Annotated in this window: 14 protein-coding genes; 9 read left to right on the forward strand and 5 right to left on the reverse strand. The window is 59.3% G+C overall.

All coding sequences use genetic code 11. The features are described 5' to 3' along the window. Positions 1-141 precede the first annotated feature (141 nt). On the forward strand, positions 142-744 hold the full coding sequence (locus tag SM753_RS15085; protein ID WP_323192234.1) for a TetR family transcriptional regulator C-terminal domain-containing protein: 603 nt from the start codon (positions 142-144) through the stop codon (positions 742-744). 128 nt (positions 745-872) lie between these two features. Here the strand turns inward: SM753_RS15085 and SM753_RS15090 are convergent, their stop codons facing one another. Then, complete coding sequence (locus SM753_RS15090; RefSeq protein WP_323192235.1) at positions 873-1,298, reverse strand: zinc ribbon domain-containing protein; 426 nt, start codon at positions 1,296-1,298, stop codon at positions 873-875. 228 nt (positions 1,299-1,526) lie between these two features. On the opposite strand from SM753_RS15090, the gene SM753_RS15095 reads away from it, so the two are divergent. Next, complete coding sequence (locus SM753_RS15095) at positions 1,527-2,153, forward strand: TRIC cation channel family protein (protein ID WP_323192311.1); 627 nt, start codon at positions 1,527-1,529, stop codon at positions 2,151-2,153. 132 nt (positions 2,154-2,285) lie between these two features. On the opposite strand, the gene SM753_RS15100 is transcribed toward SM753_RS15095, so the two are convergent. Then, a complete protein-coding gene (locus tag SM753_RS15100; protein WP_323192236.1) occupies positions 2,286-2,660 on the reverse strand; it encodes a DUF6176 family protein in 375 nt (124 codons plus the stop codon). Positions 2,661-2,789: 129 nt separating this feature from the next. On the opposite strand from SM753_RS15100, the gene SM753_RS15105 reads away from it, so the two are divergent. The 5 genes from SM753_RS15105 to SM753_RS15130 all read left to right on the forward strand — a co-directional run bounded on the left by SM753_RS15105 (position 2,790) and on the right by SM753_RS15130 (position 10,097). After that, positions 2,790-5,666 carry a bacterio-opsin activator domain-containing protein gene (locus SM753_RS15105; RefSeq protein WP_323192237.1) on the forward strand — a complete coding sequence of 959 codons (2,877 nt, stop codon included), beginning with the start codon at positions 2,790-2,792 and terminating at the stop codon, positions 5,664-5,666. A gap of 81 nt (positions 5,667-5,747) precedes the next feature. Next, positions 5,748-5,894, forward strand: coding sequence for a rubrerythrin-like domain-containing protein (locus SM753_RS15110; RefSeq protein WP_135535938.1), 147 nt, complete (start codon positions 5,748-5,750; stop codon positions 5,892-5,894). Positions 5,895-5,909: 15 nt separating this feature from the next. Continuing rightward, positions 5,910-7,199, forward strand: a complete 1,290-nt coding sequence (gdhB, locus tag SM753_RS15115; protein WP_323192238.1) for a glutamate dehydrogenase GdhB — start codon at positions 5,910-5,912, stop codon at positions 7,197-7,199. 378 nt (positions 7,200-7,577) lie between these two features. After that, positions 7,578-8,153, forward strand: coding sequence for a DoxX family protein (locus SM753_RS15120; protein WP_323192239.1), 576 nt, complete (start codon positions 7,578-7,580; stop codon positions 8,151-8,153). A gap of 306 nt (positions 8,154-8,459) precedes the next feature. Continuing rightward, positions 8,460-10,097 carry an NAD-binding protein gene (locus SM753_RS15130; protein WP_323192240.1) on the forward strand — a complete coding sequence of 546 codons (1,638 nt, stop codon included), beginning with the start codon at positions 8,460-8,462 and terminating at the stop codon, positions 10,095-10,097. A gap of 136 nt (positions 10,098-10,233) precedes the next feature. Here the strand turns inward: SM753_RS15130 and SM753_RS15135 are convergent, their stop codons facing one another. The 3 genes from SM753_RS15135 to SM753_RS15145 form a co-directional block, all read right to left on the reverse strand. After that, positions 10,234-11,127: a universal stress protein gene (locus SM753_RS15135; protein ID WP_323192241.1), complete on the reverse strand. Its 894-nt coding sequence runs from the start codon at positions 11,125-11,127 to the stop codon at positions 10,234-10,236. A 275-nt stretch (positions 11,128-11,402) separates the two neighbouring features. Then, positions 11,403-12,101 (reverse strand): hypothetical protein, encoded by a 699-nt coding sequence (locus SM753_RS15140; RefSeq protein ID WP_323192242.1) that lies wholly within the window; start codon positions 12,099-12,101, stop codon positions 11,403-11,405. 112 nt (positions 12,102-12,213) lie between these two features. Continuing rightward, a complete protein-coding gene (locus SM753_RS15145; RefSeq protein WP_323192243.1) occupies positions 12,214-12,870 on the reverse strand; it encodes a metal-dependent hydrolase in 657 nt (218 codons plus the stop codon). A gap of 237 nt (positions 12,871-13,107) precedes the next feature. Between SM753_RS15145 and SM753_RS15150 the strand changes: the two genes are divergently transcribed. Next, positions 13,108-13,524, forward strand: coding sequence for a CrcB family protein (locus SM753_RS15150; RefSeq protein WP_323192244.1), 417 nt, complete (start codon positions 13,108-13,110; stop codon positions 13,522-13,524). Then, positions 13,521-13,871 carry a fluoride efflux transporter CrcB gene (gene crcB, locus SM753_RS15155; protein ID WP_323192245.1) on the forward strand — a complete coding sequence of 117 codons (351 nt, stop codon included), beginning with the start codon at positions 13,521-13,523 and terminating at the stop codon, positions 13,869-13,871. The genes SM753_RS15150 and crcB overlap by 4 nt, the downstream gene beginning before the upstream one ends. Positions 13,872-14,242: the final 371 nt, after the last annotated feature.

Raw genomic sequence — 14,242 nt, forward strand, 5'->3', positions numbered from 1 at the left:
CAAAAGGCTTTGGAACGACGGTAGTTTCAACTGGGGCTCGTGGCGGTTCCACCGAGGCGACAAACTGAGCGTTCGGTCCGGTGGCCGGCTATCGGATGCAGTTCAAAACCGTTATCTACCGTACGATAGTCTCAATACGTAATGGCCGATCCGCCGGAACGACCAGTCTCGGACCCGGACGAGGAGATAATGCGCGCTACATACCGGGCACTTCGCGAGTACGGGTACGCCGATCTCACGATCAAGCGGATCGCCGAGGAGTACGGGAAAACGACCGCCGCAGTTCACTACCACTACGACACGAAAGAGGACTTGCTGGCGGCGTTTCTGGACTTTCTCCTCGGTCAGTTCAGGGACGCGGTTCACGAGGTCGAAACGACCGATCCGGAGCAGCGATTGACTCTCCTACTGGACAAACTCCTCGTCGACCCCGAGGACCATCAGAACCTCCTGATCGCGATGCTCGAAATGCGGAGTCAGGCCCCGTACAAGGATACGTTCAGCGAGCGATTCGAACAGAACGACGAGTACATTCGGTACATGCTCAAAACGGTGATCGACCAGGGGATCGAGGAGGGCGTGTTCAACGATGTCGACGCAGAACACACCGCCCGGACGCTTATGACTATCGTCGACGGCGCTCGAACCCGCACGGTCGTACTTGACGACACGGATGTACTCGCAACGGCGAGAGAGAGCGCCGACGAGTACGTTACCGCCGTACTGTTGCGCGAAGATGGATAGTCCGGGCTGACGGGACGAAGCGACGTATCCGGAGTTCCTCCGAACTTCCGGGGATACGTCCGTCTGTCCGCACCGGTTTAGCAGGTTCTTCCGAAGATAGCTGCTATCAGTTCCAGCGCGTTGTGCTACTACTGATCATCCGCTCTCGTCGGGGATGTTCCGTCTCGCTCGCCTAGTTCTGTCGTACACCAGTGACAGAACTCGATGTCGCTATCGAGTTCCTTCCCGCAGTGAGGACAGTGTGACAGTTCTCCATCTTCGGTGGGTGTCAACCTATCGAGCGCGTTCTGGGCGTGAGCGAGGAAATACGCGTCGAGGACGCTCATTCCGCCCACGACGAGGGTCGGTGCGACCGCCAGGGGATCGACCGCGTTACCGTTCGCAAGCGCGTCTAATGCCGCCGGGTCGACGAAGAGGGTAGTGACGCCGAACAGGATAGCGAGCCATCCCAGCGCACGCCGCCATCGTTGGAGATATATATGGCCGAGCCCTGTGGCGAGCGCTGCGAGCAGTGCCGCGAGCCACGGACGTTTTTCTGAAGCTGACTGGCTCATACGTTGACTAACCAGTTAGTTAGCAATAAGTCTTTTTCACGTCGTCCACGATATCTGACAATACCGTCGTTATCTGTACGCTCGGTTTGTGCCATCCCGTCGACAGCAAATACGTAGCGCTCCTACCCGTCGACGATAAATGCGTAGCGCTCAATACACTCGCTGCCTTGAGGGAAACCAGTGGTTCTGGACCTCGCCAAAGGGTTGTTGCTTGACCCGTTCGCCGTGATGAACACGGTCGGACTGGTCGCGTTCGCGTTGGTAGGTGCGTCCAAGGCGATACGCGAGGAGTTCGACCTGTTCGGCGTGACCGTCGTCGGACTCGTAACGGCGTTCGCTGGCGGGGCGACGCGGGACGTCCTCGTGAACCGGATTCCGTTGGCCCTCAGGTCGTTAGGCGAGATAAGTCTCGGGATGCTGGGCGTGGGCCTGGCAGTCGGTCTGAGTGTCGTGTTCGACTCGCCGGACGACCACGCAGGAACGTTGATATCCGATGCGATCGGGCTCGCTGCGTTCACCACTGCTGGTGCCATCGTAGCGACCGACGCCGGTGTCTCGGGTTTCGGTGTCGTCGCCATCGCGACGATAAACGCAGTCGGTGGGGGCGCGTTCGCCGACATCCTGCTGGACCGGTCTCCCTTTATCCTGTTTGACGACTTCTACGCGAGCTGTGCAGTGCTCGGTGGAAGTACCTATTGGACACTGGTCGCTATCGATGCGTCCGCGAGCGCCGCAGCGATGGTATGTGCTGCCGTCACTGTCGGAGTACGGTTGGCGGCGGTAAACTACGGCTGGACTCTCCCGACGGCGCAGATGTTGGACGTGGCTTCCGAAAACCTCGGTCGGAGAAGATAAGTCGCGTCACGAGCAGTGGTAATCCTCGAAACAGCGACCTCCGGTCATCGGAACACCTCCGACCGGCGGAACACCTTCGATCGCACTCTCGATATATCATTGTGGTGGGGCCGCTCAGAGCGCGAGCTTAGATCACGCCCGGCGGTCAAGCGTCGAGGCGAAAAACAGCGTCTCGAGTCGGTTTCGCTCCTCGTCTCCGTCGCGGGCCGGTTCCAGACAGACCTCGTTCAGTACCGCCTCGTGTTCCGCGCTCAGCTCTAACAGGTCCTGATCGTCGATATCCTCTCGGTCCAACTCGGGCGGGAAATCGTCGCTCTGTTCTATGTAGTAGTAGAGGACGGGCCCCTCGCCGTCATCTTGGAGGAACGCGGCTTCCGTGTAGACCTCCTCTAAGTTCAGGCCACGCTCGAACAGTTCCTGTCTGTCGTCAAGCGAGTCGAAGTAATCGCGAAGCTGGTCCACTTTTTCCGGATCGACGCGCCGTTTGGAGAGAATGGCATCGACCATGCATAGATCCGGTACCTAATGTGTTAATATAAATGTTCTACAACCGCGTTCGAAAACCCGAGCACTAGATCGACAACGTATCTCTCGTATGAGTCAGACTTTTCGCCGCCAAGGTACTCAGATGACCGTATGGTACCGAACGGGGATACGTGCGGATCTCACCCTGACTATCGTATTCTGCTCGTCGGTCCGGACGAATGGCAGGACAAGGCCGGACCGGCTACCGCCCGACTGAACGGAATCCGAGTGACAGCCGTCACGACTGCGGAACAGGCCCGGAAGACGCTGGTTTCGGACGACCCGGTCGACTGTGTCGTCAGCGCCTACAACCTGGAAGGGACGACAGGGATTCGGTTCTCTGCGGAATCTATCGTGCAAAACGCCGCATCTGCGTTCGTTCTGGCACCTCTAACGGATGATATGCCTCCGGACTCGGGAACCGAGTCCGAACACGTGACCTGGGTGGTGCCGTTATACGCTGACGACGCGGGCCCAACCGGGGTTGGCGGACTCCGCACCGTTCTTTCACGGGAGCGTAAGTACACCCGCGACAGACAGCAAGCGGCCCAGTTCCGCGGTGTCTTCGACAACCCGGACCAGTTCGTCGCAGTCCTGGCGACGGACGGAACCATACGGTCGCTCAACGAAGCGGCGGCCACCCTTTTGAACGCGTCCGCAGAAACGGTCACTGGCAAGCGGATATGGGCCCTTCCGTGGAAAGACGGGAATCCCCAACGGCGGACAGTCCAGAAGGCTCTCCGCGGTGCTGCTGACGGATCCTACACCGAATTTGAGGGCGTTCTTTCACCGTCGAACGGTACGGCCAGCGTCGGCAACGAAGTCAGACTCAGGTTTCGCATCCAACCGGCCGCGGGTGACGGAGGCGACAGGCTACTCGTTCAGGGTGAGATGCTGACCGAACGGGAACGCCTCGAAGCCGAACTTCGCGCGTCGGAGGAACTCCATCGCGTCACCCTGAACAACATGACCGACACGGTCCTCGTTACGGACGACGAAGGGGAGTTCACGTACGTGTGCCCGAACGTTCACTTCATTTTCGGCTACGCCGCCGAGGAGATACACGAATTCGGGACTATCGACGCACTCCTCGGTGAGGAACTGATTGACCCCGACCGCCTCGAATCCGAAGGCGTTCTCACCAACATCGAGTGTACGGCGACTGATAAGAGCGGCACGGAGCACACGCTGCTCGTTAACGTCCGAGAAGTGTCTATCCAGGGCGGAACCAGACTTTACAGCTGTCGAGACATAACCAAGCGGAAACAACGGGAGCGGGCGCTGACACAACTTCAACAGACGAGCCGAAACCTGTTGTATGCGGAGACCAAGGCTGAGGTCGCAAACAGAGTTACCGCGGATGCGACTACCGCGCTCCCAAACGGTGGGATCGCACTGTATCACTTCGATGGAGCGGAGAACACGCTCTATCCGATGGCAGTTTCGGATCCGCTTCGGAAGATGCTCGGTTCGTTGCCCGAGGTGAGTCTCGACCAGCGGACATCTATCAACAGGGCCTTCGTCGAAGAGCGGGTGATACAGCCCGACGAGACCGACGTATCGGACGATCTGCAACCCCTGTTTACGAACCTAGACGACTTCGCTGCGATGTCGTTGGGGGAACATGGCGTGTTGCTGGCAGCGACGGTCGACGGGCCGTTCGACGGTGTAAACAAGGAAATCGCCGAGTTACTCGCGGCGACGACGGAGGCCGCGTTCGACCGTCTCGACCGGGAGTCGGAACTCCGAGAACGCGACGAGAGACTGCAACAGCAGAACCGTCAACTGTCCGAGATAAACCAGATAAACGAGATTATCCGAGAGATCGACCAGGCGATGGTTCACGCTGAAACCAGAGAGGAGATCGAAACCACTGTCTGTGAGCGCCTCTCCGCCAGTGACCGCTTCGCATTCGCCTGGATCGGTGAGAGTGCCGCGCGCAACCGCCGACTCCATCCGCGCGAGTGGGCCGGCGACAATCAGGGGTATCTGGATAGTATCTCCCTCTCGACGATGGACGACCAGACCCTCTCCGAGCCATCCCTCCAGACCATGCAGGACCGGTCTCTGACGGTTATGGATAACGTGGCCAATCAACTCCACGAGGCGACGTGGTGTAAGGAGGCTGTCTCGCGGAACTTCAACTCCATTCTCTCGATCCCGCTGGTCTACGACGACGTACTCTTCGGGACGCTTACGGTTTATCACAACGACCCGAACTCCTTCAGCGAGACGATTCGAACGGTGTTCAGTGAACTCGGTAGCACTATCGGCGCCGCAATAAACGGGATCCAGCGCAAAGAGGCACTCCGCAGCGACTCCGTTTTCAGACTGGCGTATGGGATCCGCGATCCATCCTTCGTTCTCTTCCGTCTCGCCAAATCGCTCGATTGTACTCTCGAGGTGAAAAGTGAGGTCACACAGGCGGACGAGACGACGCTCATCTTCGTCACCGTAGAGAACGCGTCAGCCGCGACCGTCGTCTCCGAAGCCACGTCGCTCGTCGATGTCACTGCCGGTGAGGTGATACGGGAGACGGAAAACGGCGGACTCGTGAGCCTCAAAGTACGCGATCCGTTTGTCACGTCGTCGCTTGCGACTCACGGCGCGACGCGCAGGACCCTCGAAGCATCGCCGACGGGAGTTCGTCTCGTCGTCGAAGTCCCCGATTCTGCGACGATCCGGACCGTCGACGAGATGCTCTCCGGTCAGTTCACGGATGTAGAACTGACGTCACAGCAAAAACAGACGCGTCCGTCTGAACCTCAACAGGAACTCGGGTCGCTGATGACAGAGCGCCAAGAAGAGATCGCTCAGGTCGCGTATCATAGCGGCTACTTCGACATGCAGCGAAACGTGTCCGGCCGGGACATCGCGACGACACTCGACATCTCACACACCGCCTTCTACGACCACATTCGCCGTATCGAGCAGAAGTTCTTCGCTGCGCTGTTCGATCGCCAGCAACAGTACATTACGGTTGAATAGTAACCCTTCGAACGCCGCACCGGGGTTTACTATTCAACTCCCTCATCTTTAATCCGATACCAATAAGGTAGAGCTGTTACTATGGACCGAGACGTGGAGTCCGACCCTGAGGCAGAATCGACGTACGAATGCTTGGGCTGTGGGCACATGGCCACGGAGACGAACCACCCCACTGACTGTCCTGAGTGCGGAGATACGATGCGAAACCGCGGTACACCGTTCGAATAACAACGAACACGATACATGCCCGCTAACACAGTTACAGACTCTGAATCAGACGACGAACCGGAACACGAATCCGCTCTAGAGACGGCCCGCCGACAGCTCCGCGAGGCGGCCACGCACGTCGACGTCGATCCTGGCGTTATCGAACGTCTCAAACACCCGACCCGGGTCGTCGAAGTCGCCGTGCCGCTCAAGCGCGACGACGGTAGCGTCGAGGTATTTACCGGCTATCGAGCACAGCACGACGACGTCAGAGGCCCCTACAAGGGAGGGCTCAGATACCACCCTGACGTATCGTCACAGGAGTGCGTCGGACTGGCGATGTGGATGACGTGGAAGTGCGCCGTCATGGACATCCCGTACGGCGGAGCGAAGGGTGGGATTATCGTCAACCCGAAAGAGCTCAGTACGGACGAAAAGGAGCGACTCACCCGCCGGTTCGCCGAGGAGATCCGCGACGAGGTCGGTCCGAACCAGGACATCCCCGCGCCGGACATGGGGACAGACGCGAAGACGATGGCCTGGTTCATGGACGCCTACAGTATGCAGGAGGGCGAAACCATCCCCGGGGTCGTCACTGGCAAGCCGCCGGTCATCGGCGGGAGCTACGGCCGCGAGGAGGCACCCGGCCGAAGCGTCGCCATCATCGCTCGCGAGGCTATCGACTACTACGACAAAGACATCCGGGACACCACCGTCGCAATTCAGGGGTACGGCAGCGTCGGAGCGAACGCCGCCCGCCTCCTCGACGAGTGGGGCGCGGATGTCGTCGCTGTTAGCGACGTTAACGGCGGAATTTACGATACTAGCGGTCTCGATACTCAGTCGGTTCCGTCGCACAAGGAGGAACCGGAAGGTGTCATGAGTCAAGAGGCCCCGAACACGGTAACGAACGAGGAACTCCTGGAACTCGACGTCGACGTCCTCATTCCCGCCGCGATCGGGAACGTGATCACGATCGACAACGCCGACGATATCAAGGCCGACATCGTCGTCGAGGGGGCAAACGGTCCGACGACTTCCGGTGCGGATTCCATCCTCAACGAACGCGATATCCCGGTCGTCCCCGACATCCTGGCTAACGCGGGCGGTGTGACCGTGTCGTACTTCGAGTGGCTACAGGACATCAACCGCCGCAAGTGGTCGAAAGAACGGGTCCAAAACGAACTCGAATCGGAGATAATGTCGGCGTGGGACAACGTCAGAGCGGAGGTCGAGGCGAGCGACACGAGTTGGCGGGACGCGGCTTACATCGTCGCGCTGAACCGGATCGGCGCAGCGAAGGAAGCACGCGGTCTCTGGCCATAACCGCGATCTGCTACGACGGTCCTGGGATTTGACTGTTTGTCCATAACGGGCCGCGTACGAACTATTTCCGGTACGTGCAACCCGTTTGGACCGAACTCTTGTCGGAACACGCTCTCGCCCCAACGAGTTGCGACTCCATGAAACACTGAGAACGCGGTGCTGACGCGGTGACTGTACCGACTATCGGTATTGGTCCCCCTTGGTTCAGGCGGCGGGTCTGATCGCGTACTCTTGGTCCGTTCGCTGGTTGGTCGTAACGCTGACCGGTTCCTCTTATATTATTTTGATAACTTATAGAAAAACCGTGCCAATGATTACCTAAATAGATATATATACTCGCTCTGCGTACATAGAAATAGGAAGTTTCCTTCCGTCACCATGACTACATCCACTCTCTCGCCAGAAACCCGCAACACGTTCGAAAGCACCATCGGCGGTTACACCGTCAGCGGTCGCGCCCACAGCCTCTCCGCGTGGTTCGTGCTCTCGCTCCGTCTAATGATGGGCTGTGCGTTCGCGTCCTCCGGATTCACGAAGATCACGGCTGCCGAACCGTTCAGTGCGGGCGGCTACCTCACACACGTCGCGGCGACCAACGGGAACCCGCTGGCTGACGTGTTCGCCTGGATGGGATCGACCCCGTGGTTCGTGGAGTTCGCGAACGTCGCGGTCCCGTGGGGCGAACTGTTCATCGGCCTCGGCCTGCTCGTCGGAGCGATGGTCCGCCTCGCCGCGTTTTTCGGCGCGCTCATGATGCTCATGTTCTACTTCGGGAACTGGGATATCGCTCACGGCGTCATCAACGGCGACTTCGCGTACATGCTCGTGTTCCTCGCCGTCGCGGCCTTCGGAGCCGGTCGCATCCTCGGCGTAGACGCCTGGATTGAGAACTACGACATCGGTGGTCAGACGCTCACCGAACGATTCCCCGCTCTCAGGTACGTTCTCGGATAGCGGCCGAAACTGTTCGGCGCGGACCCGAACGGACGCCGTACTCCGGGGTACGAACCGGCCCAGACCGCTGAACTCTATTTTATCCACTATTCTCTGTCCGTCATCGACGACTTGTCGTCACCGTTCCTGACTTCAGGGCACGTTGACTGTTACCCGTCCGCGGAGACGACTGTTGGTATCGGCGGACGTACCGAATCCTGATGTTCTTCGCTGCATTGTCGTCCGCGTTCGCTGGACTGCTCCAACGACTCACGCGCAAACGGTTACAGCCGACAGTATAAATACAGACAAAAAACACCCTCTCGTATGTCATTGCGCTCCCGCCGGACCGGCTTCTACCTGGCGTTGGTCCTCGTAACGACTCTGGTTTTCACCGGGGCGTACAACACAGGTATGGCGGTCTGGGAGAACCGTCCGCAACCGCTGTACCGCTCTCTCGAAGTGGTCATCCAGAGCTTTACCACAACCGGGTATGGCGAAGACGCGCCGTGGCAAACGCCGCAGATGAACGTCCTCGCGATCACGATGCAACTCGCCGGTATCGGGCTGATCCTCACCGCCGTGGACGTGTTCGCCGTCCCGTGGCTCCGGGACGCGCTTACTCCGACGGCTCCCACGGCAGTCTCGGATGCTCGGGGACACGTCATCATCTGCGACCACACCCCCAGAACCGACGCCTTCATCGAGGAGCTAGACGCTCGGGGACGCGAGTACGTCCTCATCGAATCCGATCAGGACGCGGCACGCGACCTCCACGAAGCGGGGTATAACGTCATTCACGGAGAGCCGGAGTCGACAGAAACGCTAGCGAACGCACGAACGGCTTCGGCGATAGCCGTCGTCGCCGACGCCGCCGACGATACGAACGCGAGTATCGCTCTCGCGGTCCGCGACGCCTACCCCGACGTGCGCGTGATAACGCTCGTACAAGACGCAGAACTCGCCCAGTACCATCGAGCGGCCGGCGCGAGCGAGGCCCTTTCTCCACGGCAGTTACTCGGCGAGAGTCTGGCAGAGCAAGCCCCCACTGCTGTCACGACGGATATCGAGGACGGCGTCGAGATCAGCGATGATCTCGAACTTGTCGAACTCACAGTCGCGGAAGACAGCGACCTCTGTCATCGGACGTTCGCGGAGGCGAAACTCCGGAACCGGTTCGGCGTGAACGTGATCGGCGCGTGGTTCAACGGCGACTTCGAGACGCCCGTCGACCCGGCCGACGAACTGGTGGCCAGAACGAGACTCCTCGTAGCAGGTAAGTCCGACCAGATAGCCGACCTGCAGGAGGCGACGTCCTCGACCGTCCGGGAGTTTTCCCCACAACACGTCGTCATCGCCGGGTTCGGTGACTCCGGGCGGGCCGCCTACGAGGCCTTAGTGGGGTCTACCACCCGGATTTCCGTCCTCGATATAGAAGACGAGGAACGCGTCGATACTGTCGGTGATGCCCGCGATCCGGACGTGTTAGAAGCGGCGGGTATCGAAGACGTATCGGCACTGATCCTCACGGTCGCAGACGACACGACCGCGGTTTTCGCGACGCTCATCGCGCGAGAGCTGAACCCGGACCTCCACATTGTCGTCCGGGCAAACGAGGAAGCGGACGTGAAGAAACTGTATCGAGCGGGCGCGGACTACGTGCAATCGTTAGCCACGGTCAGCGGACGTATGCTTGCCTCGACGGTGTTCGAGGACGAGGAGGTGCTGGCGTTCGACAAGCAGGTCAGCGTCGTGCGCCTCCCTGCCGGTAAACTAGCGGGAAGCACGCTCGTCGATGAGGCGGTCCGAACGGTAACCGGTTGTACTGTCGTCGCGGTAATCAGAGACGGAGACACGGTCACCGAGTTCGATCCGTCGACGTTCGCGTTCGAGGCCGATGACGAAGTCATCATCGCCGGTACTGATGAGGCTGTCACTCGGTTCGAGCGACAGTTCAGCGGCTAGTCCGTCGTGTTCGATCCGCGTGTCTAACGAGGGGGTAGTCTTTCTTCTGTCCCTGCTGTCTGTCTCTTTCGAATCCTCACCCGTGCCGACCGATCTGTACGTGCGGTTCTTTTTGTCGGGAAGTTCGGAAGCTGTGTCAGTCTTTGGACTGTTGTGGGGAAACTGAGAGTACAGGAATCTCCGACTCTCTGACGATCCGTTCGGTCGTACTACCGAGAACATATCGTTCGAGACCTGTTCGACCGTGCGTTCCCATTGCTATCAGATCGATCTCGTTCTCGCGTGCATACTGGAGCAGATCGCTCGACGGGATCCCTTCTCGAACGCTGGTAACTGCGTCGAGGCCGGCCTCTCTGGCGCGTGTCGCGATCGCTTCCGTCGCTGATTCACCCTGTGACCGGAACTGGTCTAGTAGTTCGGTTGGTGGGGTAACGTTCGGGTTGGCTGCGAGCGAACTCACGTCTACGACGTTAACTGCGTGGATGCGTGCGCCCGCTTCCTGTGCGATCGCGATCCCGTGGTCCATCGCCGCAGTCGCGGGTTCGCTCCCGTCTGTCGGAACGAGTATTTCGTCGTAACTGCCTGCTGGTGTGTTCTGTTCGGTCGCACGAACGGTCAGTACGGGAACGTCTGAGAGACGAACGACGCGTTCAGTTACACTACCCGTGATGTAACGGTTGATACCCGACCGACCGTGTGTCCCCATCGAAAGAAGATCGATCCCGTTCTCGTCGACGTATTCGAGTATCGCCTCGGACGGTTTTCCCTCGATGATTTCCGTGTGGATGGAGTCCGTCTCTTCTGCGACAGCCTCGACTGTCTCGATCGCGTTCGACCCTTCCTCTTCGAGTCGTTCGACGAACTCACGACTGACTCCTCCCGCATCGAATATTCCGCCTGCCGCCGTAACGTCGATCACGTTGAGCAGATGGACTGTCGCGTCAAACCGGCGTGAGAGTGCCAGTCCGTGTTCGCACGCCCGAACCGCGTGTTCGCTCCCGTCGGTCGGGACGAGAATTGTGTCGTACATGTGTTACGTAACCATTCGATCCATCTTCTCTTAAAACAAGGCCGTTATTCCCGGACAATGAGACTAACCGGGGGACATCTTGTCGGTCGGGACTCGCCCTGAGCCTCGCTTGTCGCCCGACGATCGGTGCCGACTGCCATGAGTTCCGCCGTCGTCGAGTCAGTTCGAACTACGTTGACGCTGACCGGTGGTCAGTCCCGCGCTCGCCCATTCAGTAGTTCGCGTTCGAACGGTCAGTCCCGCACCCGAACGTTCAGTACTCTGCGTTCGAACGGTCAGTGTCTGCGTCCATACGAAACGGTCAGCGCCATCAGTACGGAACCCACGACGATTACGACGCCGCTTCCCAGTACCAGCGATCTAGTTGCTCGCGGGAACTGCTCGGCGACCGGAACGAAGACTCGAACGTCCAGAGAGACGACCAGGAGTGCCCCTAAAACGTCGAACACGAGGTCCAGTGTGGTGTCACGCCTCCCGTAGTGTACGAGAACTGGTTCGACGTCGTACCGTTCACCGATGTCACGCGCGACGAGTTCTATCAACTCCCAGAACACCCCGCCGGCAAACGTAAAGAGAACCGTCAGCACCGCTATCAGCCCGAACGGGAGACCGAAACCGTCCCCACTTCCGGCCACGACGATCAGACTGTCGTAGAGAAGCGCTGCAATAAGCGCCGCGGAAACCGTATGGGTGAGAGAGTCCCACCACGGGATCGAATCGTACGGACCCAGCATTCCGAACGAGTGCAAACAGCCGGCCGCCGCGATCCACAGAGGTAACTCCGGTCCGAAACTGACACTCTGGGCAACGAGGAACTGAACGACGAACTCGACGACCGCTGGAAGTAGCGTGGCGCCGAACGAAACGAGCGCGTTCACGAGGGCGGCGGCGTTCCGCCGACGAATCGCTTCGAGTAGAATCACAACGATACCGGCTTGGAACAGCACTACGCCGGCAGCGGCTAGTTCTTCCATTCGTCCACACTGCCCGTACACGAGGCTAGTACGTGGCGATTACGGTTCTCCGATGGGCTGAAAAGGGACTCGATAAAGACTAAGCCGGAAGCGAGACAAGCGCTCGAAACCGTTATTCGTCCACCGTATTCGAGGATAGTTGTTCTCCCGAACGAGCCAGATAGCGCGCAGGAACGAGTGCGACGATACGCTTCGAAGAGTCGAAGTCGAGAAGGAGGCCAACCAGTCGGTCGGCAACCGCGGGGAGAGCACGTCGCACGACGGAGTAGACGGCGGCGACCGCCAGGGATCCGATCGCCAACAACCGTGGAACGCCGCCGAGAGCGATCAGCAATGGGCCGGCGAGCGCCACAGACAAGAGGAGGTCCTCGGGCGCTCCGTCGTACCGAACCCAGTGACGGGGCGCGATCCATCGACCGCGGCGGTGGTCGAATACGGCCCGATTCGAAGTCGCTTCCCACGGACGTAGCTCTAGCCCGCCACCGAAGATATCCGCGACGCTGTGGACGGCAGCGCCGATCAGGAAAAACAGGGCGGCTATCGGTTCAGCCGAGGGGTGCAAAACGGTGACCGGAACTGTCGCGACTGCGAGTACGCTGTAGTACACCGGATAGTGGAGCGTCTTCCGATGTCCGATGTACATATCGAGGTCCGGAACGACGCCGCCGAGAAATCCCGCAACGAGTGCGACCCCGGCGAACTCAGGCACGGCGAGTGCGTACGGCAGGGCGAGTAGCATGCCCGCCAGGGCGTGTGTTGGAAGCATCATCGTGTTGGATTCAAAGGGTCCCAAGTCACCTTAACCCGTCGGTCGTCCACGGTCGAACACTGCCTCCTCGGAACGTAACTGTCCGTGAGACAGTACTGACAGTATCGAGAACTTTCGTCGCCGGCCGCATTTCCGCACTGTGATAGAACGAACGAACTCGTTTGCCACCGGCGTGACTACTGTTCTTTTAAGTACCTACCGTATATACGCAGTACTACCCGCCTATTCAGAATAGACATGTCACGACCGGATTCGCCCGGCACAGTTGCTCTCGTCATTCTCATAGCGATCGGCGGGGCGCTGGGCGCGAACGCGCGGTATCTCGTCGGGACGGTCGTATCGGGACTCGGCGGGACGTTCGTGGCGAACGTTCTCGGCTGTTTCTCGCTCGGTCTGCTCGTGTACGGGACCCAGCGCACGGACCTGATCGCCGAACGGGCGAAACTGCTCCTTGGGACTGGGTTTCTCTCCTCGTTTACCACGTACAGCACGTTCGCTCTCGAAACGGCGCAGTCGGAACCGGTAATCGGTGTCGGCTACGTCGTCGCCAGCTACGCAGTCGGATTCACCGCCGTCTTGGCAGGCCGCTCGACGGCACTGCGCATCACGCCCGACCCGTCAGCGGCGGGCCGAACGGGTGAGTGTGACGCGTGATAGATCCGTCGTATCTGGTCGCCGTCGGCGGCGTCCTCGGAGCGCTACTGCGTCACTTCGTCAGTCGGGCCGTCCCGAGCGAAGCGTTTCCGCTGGGGACGTTCACCGTGAACGTCCTCGGGAGTTTCGTCCTCGGTCTAACAGTCTTTCAGGAGTTCGGAAACGAGGCGTTTCTGCTCGTCGGAACCGGAGCCTGCGGTTCCTTCACGACCTTCTCCTCGTTTTCGGTCGATGTTGTCCGACTCTGGGACGACGACCGCCTCTTATCTGTCGGGTACGCTGCGGCGAACCTCTTTGGTTCACTGTCGGCTATCGCCGTCGCATGGTTCCTGTCCCGCGGATTGTGACAACGATGCGTCGGCCACGGACGTTCCGGATTGCAGAAAAGGGTATAACTTATCACATATGTGGTTATTTATACCTGTAGAATATGTGGTTGGTTATATCTCCGGCTGATAGCGCTTAGCATTCGTCGCAGAATGTCTGTATTATAATTTTCAGATACAATCTTAGAAACCGGAATATCTGATTCCGAACGGTCCCAAGAAGAGTCCACGACTTGGTGCAGAAGGTCGATATACAACCCGCCGGCGACGCGAGTCCGAACACGTTGCGCTCGATGATGCCGTGATCTGAACCAACAGCCAGCAGTTCTACCTGTACGACGCCGTCGATCCCGTAACGAACGAGTTCCCATATCTAAGGCTCTTTACGACGG

The organism is Halostella sp. PRR32 (genome assembly GCF_034808085.1).
Lineage (GTDB): Archaea > Halobacteriota > Halobacteria > Halobacteriales > Natronoarchaeaceae > Halostella > Halostella pelagica.

Coding starts and splice junctions, on each gene's coding strand:
- SM753_RS15145 (WP_323192243.1), bottom strand. CDS start 12,870: ATGATGCTTCCAACACACGCCCTGGCGGGCATGCTACTCGCCCTGCCG.
- SM753_RS15110 (WP_135535938.1), top strand. CDS start 5,748: ATGGACCGAGACGTGGAGTCCGACCCTGAGGCAGAATCGACGTACGAA.
- SM753_RS15105 (WP_323192237.1), top strand. CDS start 2,790: ATGGTACCGAACGGGGATACGTGCGGATCTCACCCTGACTATCGTATT.
- gdhB (WP_323192238.1), top strand. CDS start 5,910: ATGCCCGCTAACACAGTTACAGACTCTGAATCAGACGACGAACCGGAA.
- SM753_RS15085 (WP_323192234.1), top strand. CDS start 142: ATGGCCGATCCGCCGGAACGACCAGTCTCGGACCCGGACGAGGAGATA.
- SM753_RS15150 (WP_323192244.1), top strand. CDS start 13,108: ATGTCACGACCGGATTCGCCCGGCACAGTTGCTCTCGTCATTCTCATA.
- SM753_RS15100 (WP_323192236.1), bottom strand. CDS start 2,660: ATGGTCGATGCCATTCTCTCCAAACGGCGCGTCGATCCGGAAAAAGTG.
- SM753_RS15095 (WP_323192311.1), top strand. CDS start 1,527: ATGAACACGGTCGGACTGGTCGCGTTCGCGTTGGTAGGTGCGTCCAAG.
- SM753_RS15120 (WP_323192239.1), top strand. CDS start 7,578: ATGACTACATCCACTCTCTCGCCAGAAACCCGCAACACGTTCGAAAGC.
- SM753_RS15090 (WP_323192235.1), bottom strand. CDS start 1,298: ATGAGCCAGTCAGCTTCAGAAAAACGTCCGTGGCTCGCGGCACTGCTC.
- SM753_RS15130 (WP_323192240.1), top strand. CDS start 8,460: ATGTCATTGCGCTCCCGCCGGACCGGCTTCTACCTGGCGTTGGTCCTC.
- SM753_RS15135 (WP_323192241.1), bottom strand. CDS start 11,127: ATGTACGACACAATTCTCGTCCCGACCGACGGGAGCGAACACGCGGTT.
- SM753_RS15140 (WP_323192242.1), bottom strand. CDS start 12,101: ATGGAAGAACTAGCCGCTGCCGGCGTAGTGCTGTTCCAAGCCGGTATC.